This is a genomic window from Vibrio sp. 10N.222.55.B11 (assembly GCF_041473705.1).
Taxonomy (GTDB): Bacteria; Pseudomonadota; Gammaproteobacteria; order Enterobacterales; family Vibrionaceae; genus Vibrio; species Vibrio crassostreae_C.
On sequence record NZ_JBFRST010000030.1, the window covers coordinates 1 to 16,609 of the forward strand.

Annotated in this window: 14 protein-coding genes and 1 pseudogene; 6 read left to right on the forward strand and 9 right to left on the reverse strand. The window is 44.9% G+C overall.

Annotated features, from left to right (window positions below; genetic code table 11):
- Positions 1–113: 113 nt before the first annotated feature.
- From AB4503_RS11655 to AB4503_RS11675, 5 genes are all read right to left on the reverse strand, one after another.
- On the reverse strand, positions 114–1,268 hold the full coding sequence (locus AB4503_RS11655) for an ABC transporter permease (RefSeq protein ID WP_372114731.1): 1,155 nt from the start codon (positions 1,266–1,268) through the stop codon (positions 114–116).
- On the reverse strand, positions 1,265–2,566 hold the full coding sequence (locus tag AB4503_RS11660) for an ABC transporter permease (protein WP_372114733.1): 1,302 nt from the start codon (positions 2,564–2,566) through the stop codon (positions 1,265–1,267). The genes AB4503_RS11655 and AB4503_RS11660 overlap by 4 nt, the downstream gene beginning before the upstream one ends.
- Positions 2,567–2,573: 7 nt before the next feature.
- Positions 2,574–3,548 carry an HlyD family secretion protein gene (locus AB4503_RS11665; protein WP_372114735.1) on the reverse strand — a complete coding sequence of 325 codons (975 nt, stop codon included), beginning with the start codon at positions 3,546–3,548 and terminating at the stop codon, positions 2,574–2,576.
- Between the two features lie 3 nt (positions 3,549–3,551).
- On the reverse strand, positions 3,552–4,991 hold the full coding sequence (locus tag AB4503_RS11670; RefSeq protein WP_017063805.1) for a TolC family protein: 1,440 nt from the start codon (positions 4,989–4,991) through the stop codon (positions 3,552–3,554).
- Positions 4,992–5,206: 215 nt separating this feature from the next.
- Entirely contained in the window at positions 5,207–5,434 is a 228-nt protein-coding gene (locus tag AB4503_RS11675; protein ID WP_009846577.1) for a hypothetical protein, read from the reverse strand.
- 617 nt (positions 5,435–6,051) lie between these two features.
- Here AB4503_RS11675 and AB4503_RS11680 point away from each other — a divergent pair.
- The 5 genes from AB4503_RS11680 to gnd all read left to right on the forward strand — a co-directional run bounded on the left by AB4503_RS11680 (position 6,052) and on the right by gnd (position 12,587).
- Positions 6,052–7,704, forward strand: a complete 1,653-nt coding sequence (locus AB4503_RS11680; protein WP_372114737.1) for an ATP-binding protein — start codon at positions 6,052–6,054, stop codon at positions 7,702–7,704.
- Between the two features lie 66 nt (positions 7,705–7,770).
- A complete protein-coding gene (locus tag AB4503_RS11685) occupies positions 7,771–8,466 on the forward strand; it encodes a response regulator (RefSeq protein WP_017059715.1) in 696 nt (231 codons plus the stop codon).
- A 410-nt stretch (positions 8,467–8,876) separates the two neighbouring features.
- On the forward strand, positions 8,877–10,379 hold the full coding sequence (gene zwf / locus AB4503_RS11690) for a glucose-6-phosphate dehydrogenase (protein ID WP_017059714.1): 1,503 nt from the start codon (positions 8,877–8,879) through the stop codon (positions 10,377–10,379).
- On the forward strand, positions 10,376–11,110 hold the full coding sequence (gene pgl, locus AB4503_RS11695) for a 6-phosphogluconolactonase (protein ID WP_017066266.1): 735 nt from the start codon (positions 10,376–10,378) through the stop codon (positions 11,108–11,110). The genes zwf and pgl overlap by 4 nt, the downstream gene beginning before the upstream one ends.
- A 28-nt stretch (positions 11,111–11,138) precedes the next feature.
- A complete protein-coding gene (gene gnd, locus AB4503_RS11700; RefSeq protein ID WP_017059712.1) occupies positions 11,139–12,587 on the forward strand; it encodes a decarboxylating NADP(+)-dependent phosphogluconate dehydrogenase in 1,449 nt (482 codons plus the stop codon).
- 138 nt (positions 12,588–12,725) lie between these two features.
- Here the strand turns inward: gnd and AB4503_RS11705 are convergent.
- Positions 12,726–12,932, reverse strand: a pseudogene (locus tag AB4503_RS11705) (metal-dependent phosphohydrolase); the annotation flags it as partial.
- Between the two features lie 239 nt (positions 12,933–13,171).
- On the opposite strand from AB4503_RS11705, the gene AB4503_RS11710 reads away from it, so the two are divergent.
- Positions 13,172–13,585 carry a VF530 family DNA-binding protein gene (locus AB4503_RS11710; RefSeq protein WP_010438513.1) on the forward strand — a complete coding sequence of 138 codons (414 nt, stop codon included), beginning with the start codon at positions 13,172–13,174 and terminating at the stop codon, positions 13,583–13,585.
- Positions 13,586–13,717: 132 nt separating this feature from the next.
- On the opposite strand, the gene AB4503_RS11715 is transcribed toward AB4503_RS11710, so the two are convergent.
- From AB4503_RS11715 to AB4503_RS11725, 3 genes are all read right to left on the reverse strand, one after another.
- Positions 13,718–13,909 carry a hypothetical protein gene (locus AB4503_RS11715; protein WP_017059711.1) on the reverse strand — a complete coding sequence of 64 codons (192 nt, stop codon included), beginning with the start codon at positions 13,907–13,909 and terminating at the stop codon, positions 13,718–13,720.
- 226 nt (positions 13,910–14,135) lie between these two features.
- The gene (locus AB4503_RS11720) at positions 14,136–14,894 is read right to left on the reverse strand and encodes a sulfite exporter TauE/SafE family protein (protein WP_372114739.1); all 759 of its coding nucleotides are present in this window, start codon (positions 14,892–14,894) and stop codon (positions 14,136–14,138) included.
- Positions 14,895–15,086: 192 nt separating this feature from the next.
- Positions 15,087–16,607 (reverse strand): tripartite tricarboxylate transporter permease, encoded by a 1,521-nt coding sequence (locus AB4503_RS11725; RefSeq protein WP_012603793.1) that lies wholly within the window; start codon positions 16,605–16,607, stop codon positions 15,087–15,089.
- Between the last annotated feature and the right edge of the window lie 2 nt (positions 16,608–16,609).

Genomic DNA, 16,609 nt, shown 5'->3' on the forward strand with positions numbered 1-16,609 from the left:
CTTAAGTGAACGGCATTACCCTTTATCAGAGCCATTTTTAATGGGTTACGATGAGCATTAGCATTAGCATTAGCATTAGCATTAGCATGAGGCTTAGCGTTTAGAGACTAGAGTTAAACCGAGCCAGTGATACGTTTACTCGACTTGTGGTAAAGCTTAAGTGCTAATAACGAACCCCATAAAGCGACCTGTCCCCAGAGTAATGTCCATTGAGATGCCACCTCTTGCCAAGATGCACCCATCTGATCAAGTGCTAAGAAACCTTGGATAGCCGGTGTGCTTGGGAACAGCTGTGATAATAGAACTAACCATTCGGGCATCATTTCAACTGGCCAGATAAAACCTGAAGAGAAGATCAGTGGCATTGAACTGATTAACACTACTACCGTGACGAGTTCTCTTCGTGGCACTAACTCACCAATAAAAATCCCGATCAAACAACTGGCCAGTAAGAAGGGCAGAAGTAAGGTTAAGATCTGTGTTGTTGAGGCGAGCTGGTTTATCCCATACATCGAAAAGCTAGCGCCGAAATAGTACATCGACAACAGGTAATAAATGCCGACTAAGGTACAACAGCGGGCAAGCATCAGTTTCGCTGGAGAGGTCTTACTCCAGTAGCCAAATGTCGATTGAGCGTTTTGGGTTGCACCCACTAAACCAGAAGCCATGGCTAAGGTTTGTTGCAGGATCAACACAAAGACGGCTGGAACTACGTAATCGATGTATCCCATGCGACTATTAAACGTTGGTTTCAGGTTCAAGCTGAATGCACTGTAGCCTTTGGCTGCCGATTCTAAAGGCACACCTTCGACTAACAAATGGCTGACCTTAACTTGCGCAGCTAACGTACCACCGGCCTTGGCAAGCCCTTCAACAATGGTTCCGTAGACCAAAAAGTAAGAAGCATCACCAGCGTAAGAAAGTGTCGGGCTCTTACCGAGCAACAAGTCTTTATAGAAATCTTCTGGAATGACAAGGAATCCGCCAATCTCTTGGTTAAGCACGGCTTGTTTCGCATCGGCGATGGTGGAGTCTCGACGGACCAATTCGATCTGAGAGGTGGCATCCACCATACGCTCTAATTGATAGCTGCTTTGACTCTTATCCAAGTTCACAACCGAAGCTTTCAGTTGTTGAGGAACTTGGTTCGCGTAAGGCAATGGATACAAGAAGGAATAGAAGACCACACCACCAAATACCGTAAGAAGCACGACAGGGTTGCGCAATACCGCTAAGAGTTCTTGCTTGAGCAGTTGAGTAAAGCTCATCGTTTTACTCCTTGTTGTGCTGATGCTTCTGGCTGTGTTGACAGCGTTGTTTTTGCAGATATAGCTGCTTTTGTAGATGGATCTGCTTGTGCAGTTAGAGTTGATTGCGCCAAGTGTTTCTTAATTAGCAACATTACCACGAAAGCAGGAACTGCATACCACAACATAGAAGAGAGGCTGATCAAAGACTGTGCTGCGCTCACACCATAACTAGACTGCGCCGTTTGTACTTCGATGTAATGACTCACGGGCAATAAGCTTCTCCAAATTTGAGCAGCTGTATTCATGTCTGTTACTGGAAAGGTAATACCCATGAAAGCAAAGCTTGGTGCCGTAAATGCGCCAGCGAAACTCATCGCCCTTGCTGGATCAAGTGTTAAGAAGAAAAACAAACAACCCATAATGATACAACTGATCACGGTTAGCAGTTGGGCAATAGTCAATGCCACAAAGCTGCCGTTAAATGGCCAGTCTAAGAGCACATAGAACCAAAAACTAAACGCGATACCAAACATCAAAAACAAGACAAGGTAGGGCGTTAATGTTGATGCGAGTGACTTCATAGGGGCGTTGGATAACCAAGCGTGAAGCCCACGAGCTCTAACGTTCGCCGTCAAAACCAATATCGTGCCCACCACAATCATGATCTGCCACAGTGCAGGAATAACCGCAGACACCAAGAACTGTGCATAACTGGTGTTCTTGTTGAACAGTGGCGTGATCTGGCTTTGCACTGTTACTGCTTGGCCTAATGCTGATTGGACTGTGGTATCACCGAGTGACAGTTGTTTAACCACTTCAAGTTGAGCGTTAAACGTACCTTGAGCTTGTAGCAGAGCCGAGTTCACTAATTTGCCGATCAAGATAAATTGGCTGTTGTAGAACACGGATACCTGCGGGTTTAAACCTAGGTAAATATCTCGGTCAAAGTGTTTAGGTATTACAACATAGCCGTAGATATCACGTTCGATCATCGCTTTTGCCGCTTCACTCGCTGAGCTGTATTTCTGAGTGACTTGCAGTGTTGGTGAAGCATCAACAAGGCGTGTGAACTGTTGCGAGATTTGACTGTGCTCAAGGTCGACAACTGCGACCGGTAAGTCACGAGCGATCCCTTGTGAAAAAATCAGCCAGATACTGGCAGCAAGCAGCAAAGGAATCCAAGTTAGGCAAGACAACAACCATTTGTCTTTGCGGACAATCGCCCACTGCCGAAGCAAGGTATTCTTCGCTCTATGATGCTCAGTTGATTGCGAGCCTCTAGATTGCGATCCAGTATATTGAGAGTTAGCAGACATAAGTCACCTAAAGCTCAACCACTAGGCTCATGCCCATACGCAGTGTTTCGCTCGTATCGACAGGGTGTGCTTCTACTTCAAAAGTACGTAAATCGAAGCCTTGTGCTGCGTCTGTTGAGCGCCAAGTTGCGAAATCACCCATTACGGCGATGTGAGTTACTTGGAAAGTTAATGATTTATCCAGAGCCGGTAGGTACGCCTCAAACTGGCTGCCTTTCTCGAAATGCTTAAGCATGTCTTCACGAACATTGAGCACAGCCCAAGCATCCTTGGTGTCGATAACAGTCACAACAGGGAAGCCTTGTGGTGCAAGTTCTCCACTGCTCAATAGAACCTGAGAGACTTCGCCATTAAACCAGCTGTGGATCTGTGTGTCTTTTGCGTAAGCTTCAACTTCCGCTACCGCACCCGCTGCCATTAACGCTTTTTGAGCGGCGGCCACTTTGGTTTCGTCACGCGCACCTTCTTGCGCTAATTGATACATTTGGAATGCAGCGCTTTCGGTGTACTTCGCCGCTTGCCACTGTGTTTTGGCTTCATCACGCTTCTGCTCGGCAACCACACCATCGTTGTAAAGGTTGTTTACACGTTGGTAGGTTTTGTCCATCAGATCGGCAGCTGCTTTGGCTTTCAACCATTGGTCTTTAGCCGCTTGGATCTGTTGAGTACGCGCGCCATTCTCTGCTTCTTGTGCTAATGCACCAGCGGCTTTCTGACCAGCTTTTGCTTGCTCTAGCTTCGCATCAATCTCAGGGCTTAGTAGAGAGAAGATCAATTCGCCTTTTTCAACCGAATCGCCTTTGCGCACGAATATTTCATCAATTCTGCCAGGTATTTTCGATGAGATGCTGTATTGCTGCACATCGATTTGACCTTGAAGCTTAACCGGCTGAGGTTGATAAGCTTGATAGAAACTGTATCCGACCCAGCCAATAACGCCGATACCAACTAAAGATAGAAGAAGGGGCTTAATAGGTTTCATGAATTATCCTTTTGACTGGCTAACGGTGTCTGTTTTTGAGTCGAAATCAGACGGAACAGAGGAGGTTAAGTAACTGGAGTAAGCATTCATTTCGCTGGTTAGCGCTAACAGCTTGTTGAGAGAGATTAGGTATTTGAAGCGAGCAGCAGATTGCTGGGTTTTAATGCTCGCAAGATAAAGCTCGGCATCAACCACTTCTAATGAGTTAGATAACCCTTGTGTGAAGGCTTTTTTACGAAGTAATAGGTTTTCCTGAGCTAAAGACAAGCTCGAGTTTAGGCCTTGAACCTCTTCAATGGCTTGGTTTGCTTCAAGGTAAGTCTTTTGTACCAACACGGTTAAGTCTTGCTTAGCTTGCGACTTAAGGAATTGAACCTGTGATACGGCACTGTGAGCCGCAGCGACTTTGTCGGAACGGCCAGAGGTATCAAGCAGTGGCACATTCACACCAATGCCAACCAACCAATCGGGTTTCATTTCACTGGCTAGAGAGTCATCTTCATACAGGCTGTAATCACCATAAAGGTAAACCTCTGGGTAGTATTTACCTTTCTCGGCTTTAATTAAGCTGCTTGCTTGTTTCTCTTTTGCATCAAGAATCTTAAGGCCGGGGTAGGTCATGAGTGTCTGGTCAATGAACACGTCCATATGAGGCAGGTTCTTATTGATAAACAGTTGTTCAGAGGGTTCTACACTTTCATTTTGACCAAGGATTTGGGTCAACGCCAATTGCGCAATTTTAAGATCGTTCTGAGCTTTCGTGCGCTCTACAATCGCTTTATCTAAAGAAGCATCGGCTTGTAGGCGTTCTACTCGGGCGATTTGTCCTTGCTGTTCAAGCTTGATGGCGAAATCACGATGCTGAGTTAAGCCTGCTTCAACGGCTTGACGCGTTCTCACCACGTCTTCCGCTAAGATCACCGAGAAGTAATACTTACTTAAGTCTTCGTAGCGAGCTTGTTTCTCCATCAACAGTTGGCTTTGCGCTTCTTCGCTTTTACCTTCAGCCGCATTTTGCGCAGCGGTTATTCGACCACCAGTGAAGATAGGCCACACAGCACGAATGGAAGAGCTAAAGATGTCTTGTTCGGTAATCGTTGAGGTAACGCCACCAACTAGAGGGCGCAAAATCGCGGATATAGCAGGGTTTACTCCACTCAAGCTATCTGAAAACTGTTCACCATTAATCGTCACATCACTATCAAGGTGCGTGTAGTTAGCCCCTAAGGTAATAGAAGGAAGATTGAGGCTACTTGTTGAGTTCTGAAGGTGTTGATAACGTTCAACGTTGGCTTGTTGAGCCGCAAGAGAGTTGTTGTTTTCTTGCAATATTTGCCACGCTTCAGAAAAAGTGAGCGGAGCTGCATAGCCTGGCGAAGCCATAGTGCCGAGAAGCATACTGGCGATCGCAAGGTATCGGAATTTTGGTTTGGTCATCTGCATTAAATACCAATTAGAGTATTAACTCTAATGTTAACAGGGCGATAGTCATTTGTCTTGAATAGATTGTCTCATATGAATAGAAATTCTCATAACTCGTTAATCAAGTGTAAATAAGATTGAGTGACGTGAATATCAAAGATAAATGAAACTTAAAAAGCACGCATAAGCATGCTCTTTAAGTTCAGTATAGAAGTGTTTTTACAAAATGAAGTGGCTTATTTAAAGCTAGGACAATGGTGATCGGCGCGCCATACCAATTGTCTTGAACCTTGCATTGTTTGTAATAAATCTCTACCTGACATTTGCGGGAATGCTAACAATACCTTGAGATCGAGAGGGGAGGTGCCATCTTTCTCATAGGCTCTTACGTGAGTAAAAGTCGATTGTAAGTGTTTGAACAGCATAGTCTTAGTAAGACAAATTCCAAAGTTATCGCGTTTCATTGCCTTGTTTCCTTTTCAACAATGTTTATACGTTATGTTTGTTATCCTGTTTCTATTGGACGTTGCCACTGATCGATACTTCCTGCTCATCAATGTTTTATTATTGGGTGATGCTTTTATCAGTCACCTCTTCGTTGTCTGGCTAGCCGAGTTTGAAATAGCGATGGATGAATAGGGGAGAATACTTAATCCGTTTGTTCATCATTCGTAACGGCGAGCGTGCAACTTTTAGTTATAGATACGTCCAGCGAGCGAAGGGTTGTTGCTATTTTGTTAATCGAAGTTTCGATTCAAAGCGCGGTCTGAAAATCATGACCTATGGCTTAGCAACAATAAACTTCTTCATATGCAACCATTATAATTGTATTTATTTTAAACAACCTAAAAAACACCTAAAAGCTTAGTGATCTAGCTCAATATTTATTCGTTTATTTTGGTTTTTAAGCTAATCAGTCCTAAAAATGAACGATTAATCGAGATGAACAACGTAAAGGATTATCAATTAACAATCTGCTCAATTATTTAGTTGAGTAGCAGTCACAAATTCACGCCCCTAGAAAGGTCATGCGATTAACTTGGTGTTAACATTGATCGTCTAACACTAGGGACGGTGGAATATGAAATGGAGCAGTATCAGTTTCCGTAAAAGGTTACTGATTATCATGACGGTCACTGGCCTCGTTGAACTTTTGATTCTTGCAGCGGCTGGTTTTTACTACATCAAACAATCTCAAGAACAAGAGATGGGTTTGAAAGCGTTAGGTGTTGCTGAATTTCTATCTGAATCGCCGCTTGTCACCAGCATTATTCAAGAAAATGGAACGTTGGACCCTAATGGCGTTCCCTACGTTTTGTCTGAAGAAACCCAAGTTAAATTTCGTAACCTTACTCAGCTCATTGGCGCGGCGTTTATCGTTGTTGGAGATGATAAAGGTATCCGCCTGATTCACCCTTATGATGACAGGCTCGGTAAACCCATGCGTGGTGGCGATAACCAAAAAGCATTGGTATTGGGCGAGTCTTATGTGTCGACAGCCAAAGGATCGCTGGGTTTTTCAGTTCGTGGTAAATCCGCGGTAAAAGACACCCAAGGTACCGTTATTGGTGTGGTGTCAGTTGGTTACTTATTGGATTCGTTGCAAGATCGAATCGAACCTTATTTAGCCTTTTTGATTGTGATGGCGTTGCTGGTGGTTGCGGTCAACGCTTTGATTTCGAGTTATGTATCTCGCCGTTTTCAACGCGCTATTTTAGGCTTTGAGCCTGAAGAGATAGGGCGACTTTATGTTGAGCTAGATGTAACCATGAGTACCGTGAAAGAGGGCATTCTGAGCATCGACAAGCACGGCATTTTGCGTTCTATTAATAAAAGTGCCTGCGATATTTTATCGATAGACAGGGATAAAGCACTCAATCAACAGCGCCTTTCTGACGTATTGCCAGGCAGTGATTTAGAACAACTGCTATCAACGGGCGACACCGACCACGATGTAGAGTTGTATTTGAACAATAAGCGAATCATTGCTAACCGTAGCCCGATTATAGTGGCAGGTGAGGTGGTCGGGGCGGTATCGAGTTTCCGATTACGAAATGAAATCAACGATTTAACCGACCAGCTCTCACAAACCAAAGAGTATGCTGATCTATTGCGTTCACAAACCCACGAGCATCAAAACAAGCTCAACACCATCAGTGGCTTGATTCAGATGGGCGAGCTGGACTCTGTTCAACAATTGATTGGTCAAGAAACCGCTCATTACCAGAGCTTAATTGAGTTCTTAAGAGAGACGGTGAAAGACCCTCTTATTGCAGGCATGCTTTTAGGCAAAACAGAGCGAGCTCGAGAGATTGGGTTAGAGCTTAAAGTGGAAGAGGGATCAAGGCTTGAAGCTCTGCCTAGCTGGTTAAACGCGGATGACGTTGTCACAATTCTTGGCAACCTGATTGATAACGCCTTTGACGCCACCATGACGGCGATTAAGCAAGAGGGTCAAATTGCGCCAGCGCGTCGGATTATTGAAGTTTCAATCAGTGATTTTGGTAATGAAATTATCGTAGAAGTAGAAGACAAAGGGTGCGGTTTGCCGAAAGAGTTGGCGACCAAAGCACTCACCGAAAAAGGCGTATCGAGCAAAGCGAAGCAAAATCGTGGTGTGGGTTTGTATCTGATAAAGCAGCTGGCAGACCGATATCAAGGGCAGCTTGAAATGGTCGACAACCACGATTTTGGCACGCGAATGACGGTTTATCTGCCAAAAGAAGAACAATAATTAAGCACGAAACGATCTTGCGAAGATCATCGTGACGGAAAAAGCATGGTTAAAGGAAGAACATAAATGAACGCAATCACGAGAGTCATGGTCATTGAAGATGATATTGCGATTGCAGAGCTACACCATCGTTATTTAGAACAGATGGGTGGCTTTGACGTGGTCGGCATTGCCACCACACAGTCTGAAGCGCTCATGCAACTGGACATCTTAAAACCTGATTTGGTGTTATTGGACGTGTACCTGCCGGACGGGTGTGGGCTCGATATTCTTAATCACGTAAGAGGGAGCAATCAAGGCTGCGACGTTATCTTGATTACTGCTGCTCGGGATGTGGATACGCTGCAGCAGGCAATGCGCGGGGGAGTGGTGGATTACCTATTAAAACCAGTCATGTTTCCTCGTTTGGAAGCAGCACTGAAGAAGTATCAGTCACAGTTACAAGAGTTCGAAAGCGTGTCTGATTTGAACCAAGGTTTGGTTGATAAGATGCTGCAAGCCAATGCCAAAGCGGACTCAGGAAAAGTATCAACCTTGCCCAAAGGAATTGATGGCGTAACGTTGGATAAGATCAGAGCCATTTTTCAGCAAGCTGATGCCGTTAATATTACCGCCGATGAAGCCGGAGAACGAATTGGTGCTAGCCGAACCACCGCCAGACGCTATTTAGAATTTTTGATTACCACTGGTGAGTTAGTCGCAGACTTAAATTACGGTACCGTAGGTCGCCCGGAGCGCTGCTACAACAAAGCGCAAAGATAAACACGACACCATCAAAATAAATATAAAGCCAGTTGAATAAGCTGGTTTTACCTTTTTCTCCCTTTCCTATTGCTCACTCCACCGACCAGATACCGTTCTTTCTTGACTACACTGTTTGAGAATGCCGATTTGCTTCTCCCTCGGGTCAAATGAACGGAACTATCGATTAGAATTTGTTCGAAATGAGTCAATATTTAATCGATTGCTTTCACAGTGGTTGATGTAAATCAAATAGTCATAGACAATACTGTCCCGAATAGAGGTGATAGCTTTCACCCTCGTTTACCAAACGCATTCTCAAATTTAATAGGCGCTTACTATTGATGTAATAGTTAAGACCTATTATCTATTTTCGTATGTCGCTGATACCTTTGGCGAATACTAAAAACCTTGTTTTTATAGGAAAGATGATGGTAATACCTGAAAACAGCAGCATCGTTATTTTTGGTGCGTCGGGAGATCTAACTTACCGCAAGTTAATTCCTGCTCTATACCACCTGTATGCTAGCAATCAACTACCAGAATCCTTTGCGATTCTTGGAGTGAGCCGTACTGAGTACAGCGATGAGTCTTACCGTGAGAAGCTGAAGAAGTCTCTTCAGGAAATGGAAAAAACTGAACCAGAGACGCTGAATGCATTTATTGAACATCTGCATTACCAAGCGATCAATACTTCAGATGTAGACGACTATGCTCGTTTAGCACAACGTCTAGACAAGCTTGAGCAAGACTACCAATTCGAAAACCATAACACATTGTTCTACTTGGCAACCCCGCCAAGCCTATACGGTGTGATTCCAGCAAACCTTGCTGCGCATGGCCTTAACGATGAATCGAACGGCTGGCGTCGTCTGATCATCGAAAAACCATTTGGTTACGACTTAGCATCAGCTCAAGCGTTGGATGAAGAGATCCATCATCACTTCCAAGAACACCAGATCTACCGTATCGACCATTACCTTGGTAAAGAGACGGTTCAAAACCTTCTAGTGCTTCGTTTCTCAAACGCGATGTTTGAACCACTGTGGAACCGTAACTTCATTGAATACGTTGAAATCACAGGTGCTGAGTTCCTTGGCGTTGAAGAGCGTGGCGGATACTACGACGGTTCTGGCGCAGTTCGCGACATGTTCCAAAACCACCTGCTGCAAGTGCTAGCGATGGTAGGTATGGAGCCGCCTGCACAAATTAACGCTGATTCTATTCGTGATGAAGTGGTTAAAGTGCTTCAGTGTCTGAAACCATTAGAAGAAGATGATCTGCGTAAAGACTTAGTATTAGGTCAGTACACAGCATCAGATGTTCGTGGTCAGCACCTACTAGGTTACCGTGAAGAGCATGGTGTAGCGGATGATTCTCGTACCGAGACTTACATCGGCTTGAAAGCTCACATCAATAACTGGCGTTGGAATGGTGTTCCTTTCTACGTACGTACAGGTAAACGCTTACCAACACGGGTGACTGAAATCGTGATTCACTTTAAGAACACGCCACACCCAGTATTTGGTCAAGATGCACCAGAGAACAAGCTGATTATCCGCATCCAACCGGATGAAGGTATCCAGATGAGCTTTGGTTTGAAAGAGCCAGGCGCAGGCTTCAAAGCAAAAGAAGTGAAAATGAACTTCTCTTACTCTGACTTGCCTGAAACTCAGATGCTGACGGCTTATGAGCGTCTTCTTCTTGATGCGCTGAACGGTGATGCGACTCTGTTTGCACGTACCGATGCGGTAGAAGCATGTTGGAAGTACGTTCAACCAATCTTAGACTTCAAGCAAGATCCTCAAGCACTGTTTGGCTATGCTTGTGGTACTTGGGGCCCACAGGAAGCAGATGAACTTCTGCAACGTGATGGCCGCGCATGGCGTTTCCCATGCAAAAACTTAACAGACACGGATTACTGCGAACTATGATCAATCACAAGATCTTTGCAACGCCTGAACTGGTTGTTGAAAACCTAGCAAATGAAATGAAAGCATACAGCGAGCAGGGCAAACCTGTTCACATTTCACTGTCTGGTGGCAGCACGCCAAAAATGCTTTTTAAACTTTTAGCACAGGCGCCATACGCGGAAGGTATTCAATGGAATAACCTTCACTTCTGGTGGGGCGACGAACGTTGCGTTGTACCAGACGACGCTGAAAGCAATTTCGGTGAAGCAAACGCGCTCTTATTTTCAAAACTAAAAGAGTTTACTCAAGTAAACCTTCCTGCTGAAAACATCCACCGCATCCGTGGTGAAGATGAACCAAAAGCAGAAGCAGAGCGTTTCGCAAAAGAGATGGCAGACGTAATCCCAACAGAAAACGGCACGCCTGTATTCGATTGGATTCTGCTTGGTGTTGGCGCAGACGGCCACACAGCTTCACTATTCCCAGGTGCAACCAACTACCAAGATGAGAACCTATCTGTATTAGCTTCTCACCCTGAGTCTGGTCAAATCCGTGTTTCTAAAACAGCGAAAGTTTTAGAAGCAGCAAAACGAATCAGCTACCTAGTACTGGGTGCAGGTAAAGTTGAGATCGTTAAAGAAATTCATACAACTCCTGCTTCAGAACTGCCTTACCCGGCAGCGAAAATCCAGTCTAAAACTGGCGAAACAGAGTGGTTCCTAGATTCAAATGCAGCAAGTGCTATCGCATAAGTGCGAATAGCCGCAAGGAGATAAAATAATGAAAGGTGATATCGGTGTAATTGGCCTAGCAGTAATGGGTCAGAACCTTATCCTAAACATGAACGACCACGGCTTCAAAGTTGTGGCTCATAACCGTACTGCTGCTAAAGTAGACGAGTTCCTAGAAGGCCCAGCTAAAGGTACTAACATTGTTGGTGCTTACTCTCTAGAAGAGCTAGTTGAGAAGCTAGAAGCGCCACGTAAAGTGATGCTTATGGTTCGTGCTGGTGACGTTGTAGACACGTTCATCGAAAACCTAATCCCACTTCTAGACGAAGGCGACATCATCATTGATGGTGGTAACACTAACTACCCAGACACTAACCGTCGTGTAGCGCATTGTCGTGAGAAAGGCATCCACTTCATCGGTACTGGTGTATCTGGTGGTGAAGAAGGTGCTCGTTTCGGTCCTTCAATCATGCCAGGTGGTGCGGCTGAAGCTTGGGAAGCGGTTAAGCCAATCTTCCAAGGTATCTCGGCAAAAACTGACGCTGGTGAGCCTTGCTGTGACTGGGTTGGTAACGACGGTGCTGGTCACTTCGTTAAGATGGTACACAACGGCATCGAATACGGTGACATGCAGCTTATCACTGAAGCATACCAGTTCATGAAAGATGGCCTAGGTATGTCTGCTGACGAGATGCAAGCAGTATTCGCTGACTGGAACAAGACTGAGCTAGACAGCTACCTAGTTGAAATCACTGCTGACATCCTTGGCTACAAAGATGAAGACGGTGAAGCGCTAGTTGAGAAGATCCTAGACACTGCAGGCCAAAAAGGTACGGGTAAGTGGACTGGTATCAACGCACTAGACCTAGGTATCCCACTAACACTGATCTCTGAGTCTGTATTCTCTCGTTGCCTGTCTGCTCTTAAAGACCAACGTGTTGAAGCTGAAGCTTTGTTTGAGAAGACAATCACTCCAGTTGAAGGCGACAAGCAAGAGTGGGTTGATGCACTACGTCAAGCTCTACTGGCTTCTAAGATCATCTCTTACGCTCAAGGTTTCATGCTAATGCGTGAAGCGTCGAACGAAAACGGCTGGGACCTAAACTACGGTAACGTAGCGCTAATGTGGCGTGGTGGTTGTATCATCCGTTCTGCATTCCTAGGCAACATACGTGATGCGTACGAAGCAAACCCAGACATCGCGTTCCTAGGTTCTGACGAGTACTTCAAAAACATCCTACAAGGCAGCCTAGTGGCATGGCGTAAAGTAGCAGCGAAATCTCTAGAGTCTGGTATCCCAATGCCATGTACGATTTCTGCGCTATCTTTCCTAGACGGTTACACAACTGCACGTCTACCAGCGAACCTGCTTCAAGCTCAACGTGACTACTTCGGTGCTCACACTTACGAGCGTACTGACCGTCCACGTGGTGAATTCTTCCACACAAACTGGACTGGTACAGGCGGCGATACTGCTTCTACAACTTACGACGTATAATCGTTAGTTAGAATCAGTTAAGAACCTTGTTGTTCTTATTAGCTGTAAACTAGAAAACAAAAGGATGCCAACTGGCATCCTTTTTTGTTGGTTTGCGTATTTTTAGATGGTCACTTCAAACACACAACTAATTATCGCTTAGGCGGTCATGATATGTGGTTGTACATCGTCGTTGTATTGATCTCGAATGGCCATAAAGCTGTCTAGGTTTTGTTTAGGCGCTTCAACCCACTCTGGGTCAAACATTGAACCAGTGTTTGCTTCTATATAGGCCATCACCTCATTCAGTGACCAAGCGTGTTTATAGGCTCTTTTACTCATTAACGCATCGAATACGTCTGCCAGTTAATAGCGTATGCGCTATTGCTTAACTAAAGTGCTGTTAATGATGATCTGGACGTTAAATAACCATTTTAAAATTAAATGAAAAGATAAATAGGATAACGCACATGCTTTATGCCATCATAAAGACATAAACAAGGGCAATGGAAATAATGCCCAAATGATTGAGCTAGAAATGGTCAGTGATGACGGTGTTCTAGAGTAAATTCAAGGCCTTTAGTTGCCTTGAAAAAGGTAATGTTATGACTGAAGAAGAAAGAATCGAACTGCAACAAAATAACCCGCTACACGGCTTAAAGCTTGAAACCATGATCACTGAATTAGTGGATCACTATGGTTGGGAAATTTTAGATGCGGCCATGCGTATGAACTGCTTTAACACTAAGCCTACAGTGGCAAGCGCAGTTAAATACCTGAAGAAAACCGAATGGGCTCGTGAGAAGGTTGAAAACTTCTACCTTTACCGTTTCAAGCGCATGCCTAAAGCATCGGACATCGAATACCAGATGCCTCCGCGTTCACGTACATTCCGCCATGGGCTAGAGCCTCGTGAGCCAATGGAACTAACGGTTGAGTCTATCCACGCTTCTCAAGCTAAAGCTGCGTCTGCATTTAAAGAGCGCCGCGGCGGTAACGGTCGTAACTTCCGTCGTTAACAAGAAGACGTCGCTAGAAAGAACCGTCGCTAAATAAGGCGTCGGCGATTAGCACGGCTAATTAGATAAGCGAAAAACACAAAAGGAGCCTATGAGCTCCTTTTTTAATTCGTTCGATTAAACCGTAATTGGCTAAGCTTCGCGGTTCTTTCTTTGATTCTTCCAAAGATCGGTGACATAAACGATCGCACTGACCAGTAAGAATAGCGCTGACACAGAAAACAGAGCGGGCATTTTTAAGATCCACGCGAATGTGGCAGCAAGAAAAGCGACAAAGCAAATGAGTCGACTTGATGACATGACATGACCGAGTTTAGTGTTCATAACGCCTCCTAATGAAGTCTCACTTTCGACAGGAGAATTATCCCACCTTTGGCAAAATAAAGGCTAAAAAACAGTCTAAATTGTTATCAAATTTGCTAATTGAAGGACTCGTCTCACACATTTTGGCTTGGCTATTTTATAAGCAATGAAATAGCGGAATCGGTATGAGAAGGGTGTAGTCTCTTTGCTTAATCTTTCCAGTTGCAAGTCTTATTAAACCGAACGTCTAATTAGCATAGAAAAAGTAAGCGGTGATCAAAAAGCTCGCGATGATCACTGTGGTTCGAACATAGTGTTGAGGGATGCGGCGAGAGATTTTTGCTGAATAATAACCACCAACCAATGTACCCAATAATACAGCCATGCCAGACGGCCAATCAATCGAACCATTGACGATAAAAAATACGATCGCTGCGAGGGAAGCACACGCGGACACGAGCAGTTTGATGCCATTCATCACGTTGATGTTGGTGTAACCAGCCAGCGCCAAGTAGCTCAATGTCACAATGCCCAAACCTGCATTAAAATACCCACCGTAGATACAGACAATCAAAAGTAATAAAGCGGAAAAGAATGCGCCTGCGCTAGTGGCGTGCTTATGTTTTGCTGTAGCTTGTTTAAGCCATTTATTGAGCATGCCGCCAAACGTGAAAAGCAGAGCAGCATACAGCAACAGCCAAGGGACAGATTGAGTGAACAGAGCTTCTGGTGTGTGCAGCAGTAAAAATGCCCCGATACCACCGCCAATCACACATAAAGCTATAGTCAGTTTTAGCTGCTTAGTACCAGATTGAATTTCGTGGCGCAGAGCGTAGGCTCCGCTAATGTATCCAGCACACGAAGCAAAGGTATTGGTCGCGTTGGCTGCTATTGGTGGAACGCCAGCAAATAACAAAGCAGGGAAAGTGATGAAGCTGCCGCCACCCGCAATGGAGTTAAGCACACCGCCAACCACCCCTGATAAGAATAGAATCAACCAATCCATAGTTTTAGAATCCAATACGTTAACTAACTGGTTACCTTACTTGAATTTGTTATGAATATCAGCGCCATGTGTGTTGTAAAGATAGGTTTGTGAGTTTGCTACCATCTTTAACCGCTGGTTTTAATTGAGGCTTTAAATGAAAAAAGGAGCCAATGGCTCCTTTCGTTGAGGTTTAGTTGATTCGATAAAGCTTTACACTTCTACTGGCTTCGCTCTAAAACTCTTAAATAGTTTCACTAGAATCGGGCTAGACAGCACCAATACCGCCAGAATAGTGAAGGTCATCGTAATAGGGCGTTCCCATAAGAAGTTCAACTCACCATCGCTGATCATCAATGCTCGTCTTAAGTTCTCTTCCATCAAGCCGCCCAATATGAAGCCTAACAGTAATGGTGCCAATGGGAAGTTGGCTAGCCTTAATGCTATCGCAGCCATCGCTACCAGTAGCATCACAAATACGTCCATCGTGTTGAATGACACCAAGTACACGCCAGTGATTGAGAAGAAGATAATCATTGGCAGTAGAACCGTTCTAGGTACCGCTAGCAGTTTAGAAATATAAGGGATTAAAGGCAGGTTTAAGATAACCAGCACGATGTTGCCAAAGTACATCGAGATAATCACCGACCAAAATACGTCTGGGTGCTCAACGAACAAGCGAGGACCCGGCTGAATACCGTAGGCAATCAATGCACCAAGCATAATTGCTGTAGTACCAGAGCCCGGAATACCGAGTGTTAACAGCGGTACAAATGAACCACTTGAAGCTGCATTGTTTGCTGATTCAGGAGCCACAAGACCACGAATACTGCCTTTACCGAACTCTTTCTGCTTGTCTTTTGGCGCGAGGCTACGCTCCATACCGTAACTTAGGAATGCCGCAATAGTGGCACCCGCGCCCGGTAGAACACCGGTAAAGAAACCGAGAATAGAAGATCGAATTGAAACTGGTGCCACTTCTTTGAACTCTTCTTTGGTGACCTTCATGCTACCAATATCCGACATCTTTTGGCTTTCTTCCGCGCTGGTGTCTTGCTCTGGTTTTAGAATACCCATCAAGGTTTCACCCAGTGCGAATGTTGCCATCGCTAATAATAGGAAGCTAAAGCCATCCATCAGATCCGTAAGGCCAAAAGTGAACCGTTCAACGCCAACACCTTTGTCGATACCTACAGTTGATAGCATCAAACCAAGAATAGTCATCATCCACGCTTTGATTACCTGACCTGGGCCTGCAAACGCCGCTACAGCGGACAAACCTAATAGCATCAACGCAAAGTAGTCTGAAGACTGGAAGCTCAGTGACACGCTTGCTAGAGCCGGTGCGGCAATCAAAAGCATGATTGCTGAAAGCGTACCGCCTGTGAAAGAAGAGTAAGCCGCGAGAGCAAGTGCTTTACCTGCTTGGCCTTTTTGAGCCATCGGGTAGCCGTCAAACGCGGTTACTACCGTTGAAGAACAACCCGGAGCATTGATTAAGATGGATGACGTGGAGCCACCAAATACAGCGCCGTAATACACACCAGCCATCAAGATTAGGCCAGAAGAAGGGTCTAGGCCGTATGTAATAGGGATCATCAACGCGATTGCTGAAATTGGACCTAACCCCGGTAGCATACCGATGAAGGTACCCACGAAACAGCCCACAATTACCATCATGATGTTCATTGGCATCACAGCGGTAGAAAGTCCTTGTAAAATTCCGTCTAACATAA

Bases quoted from the DNA above. Each gene is read 5' to 3' on its own strand.
- AB4503_RS11655 (WP_372114731.1), bottom strand. From the start codon at position 1,268: ATGAGCTTTACTCAACTGCTCAAGCAAGAACTCTTAGCGGTATTGCGC.
- AB4503_RS11660 (WP_372114733.1), bottom strand. From the start codon at position 2,566: ATGTCTGCTAACTCTCAATATACTGGATCGCAATCTAGAGGCTCGCAA.
- AB4503_RS11665 (WP_372114735.1), bottom strand. From the start codon at position 3,548: ATGAAACCTATTAAGCCCCTTCTTCTATCTTTAGTTGGTATCGGCGTT.
- AB4503_RS11670 (WP_017063805.1), bottom strand. From the start codon at position 4,991: ATGCAGATGACCAAACCAAAATTCCGATACCTTGCGATCGCCAGTATG.
- AB4503_RS11675 (WP_009846577.1), bottom strand. From the start codon at position 5,434: ATGAAACGCGATAACTTTGGAATTTGTCTTACTAAGACTATGCTGTTC.
- AB4503_RS11680 (WP_372114737.1), top strand. From the start codon at position 6,052: ATGAAATGGAGCAGTATCAGTTTCCGTAAAAGGTTACTGATTATCATG.
- AB4503_RS11685 (WP_017059715.1), top strand. From the start codon at position 7,771: ATGAACGCAATCACGAGAGTCATGGTCATTGAAGATGATATTGCGATT.
- zwf (WP_017059714.1), top strand. From the start codon at position 8,877: ATGGTAATACCTGAAAACAGCAGCATCGTTATTTTTGGTGCGTCGGGA.
- pgl (WP_017066266.1), top strand. From the start codon at position 10,376: ATGATCAATCACAAGATCTTTGCAACGCCTGAACTGGTTGTTGAAAAC.
- gnd (WP_017059712.1), top strand. From the start codon at position 11,139: ATGAAAGGTGATATCGGTGTAATTGGCCTAGCAGTAATGGGTCAGAAC.
- AB4503_RS11710 (WP_010438513.1), top strand. From the start codon at position 13,172: ATGACTGAAGAAGAAAGAATCGAACTGCAACAAAATAACCCGCTACAC.
- AB4503_RS11715 (WP_017059711.1), bottom strand. From the start codon at position 13,909: ATGAACACTAAACTCGGTCATGTCATGTCATCAAGTCGACTCATTTGC.
- AB4503_RS11720 (WP_372114739.1), bottom strand. From the start codon at position 14,894: ATGGATTGGTTGATTCTATTCTTATCAGGGGTGGTTGGCGGTGTGCTT.
- AB4503_RS11725 (WP_012603793.1), bottom strand. From the start codon at position 16,607: ATGTTAGACGGAATTTTACAAGGACTTTCTACCGCTGTGATGCCAATG.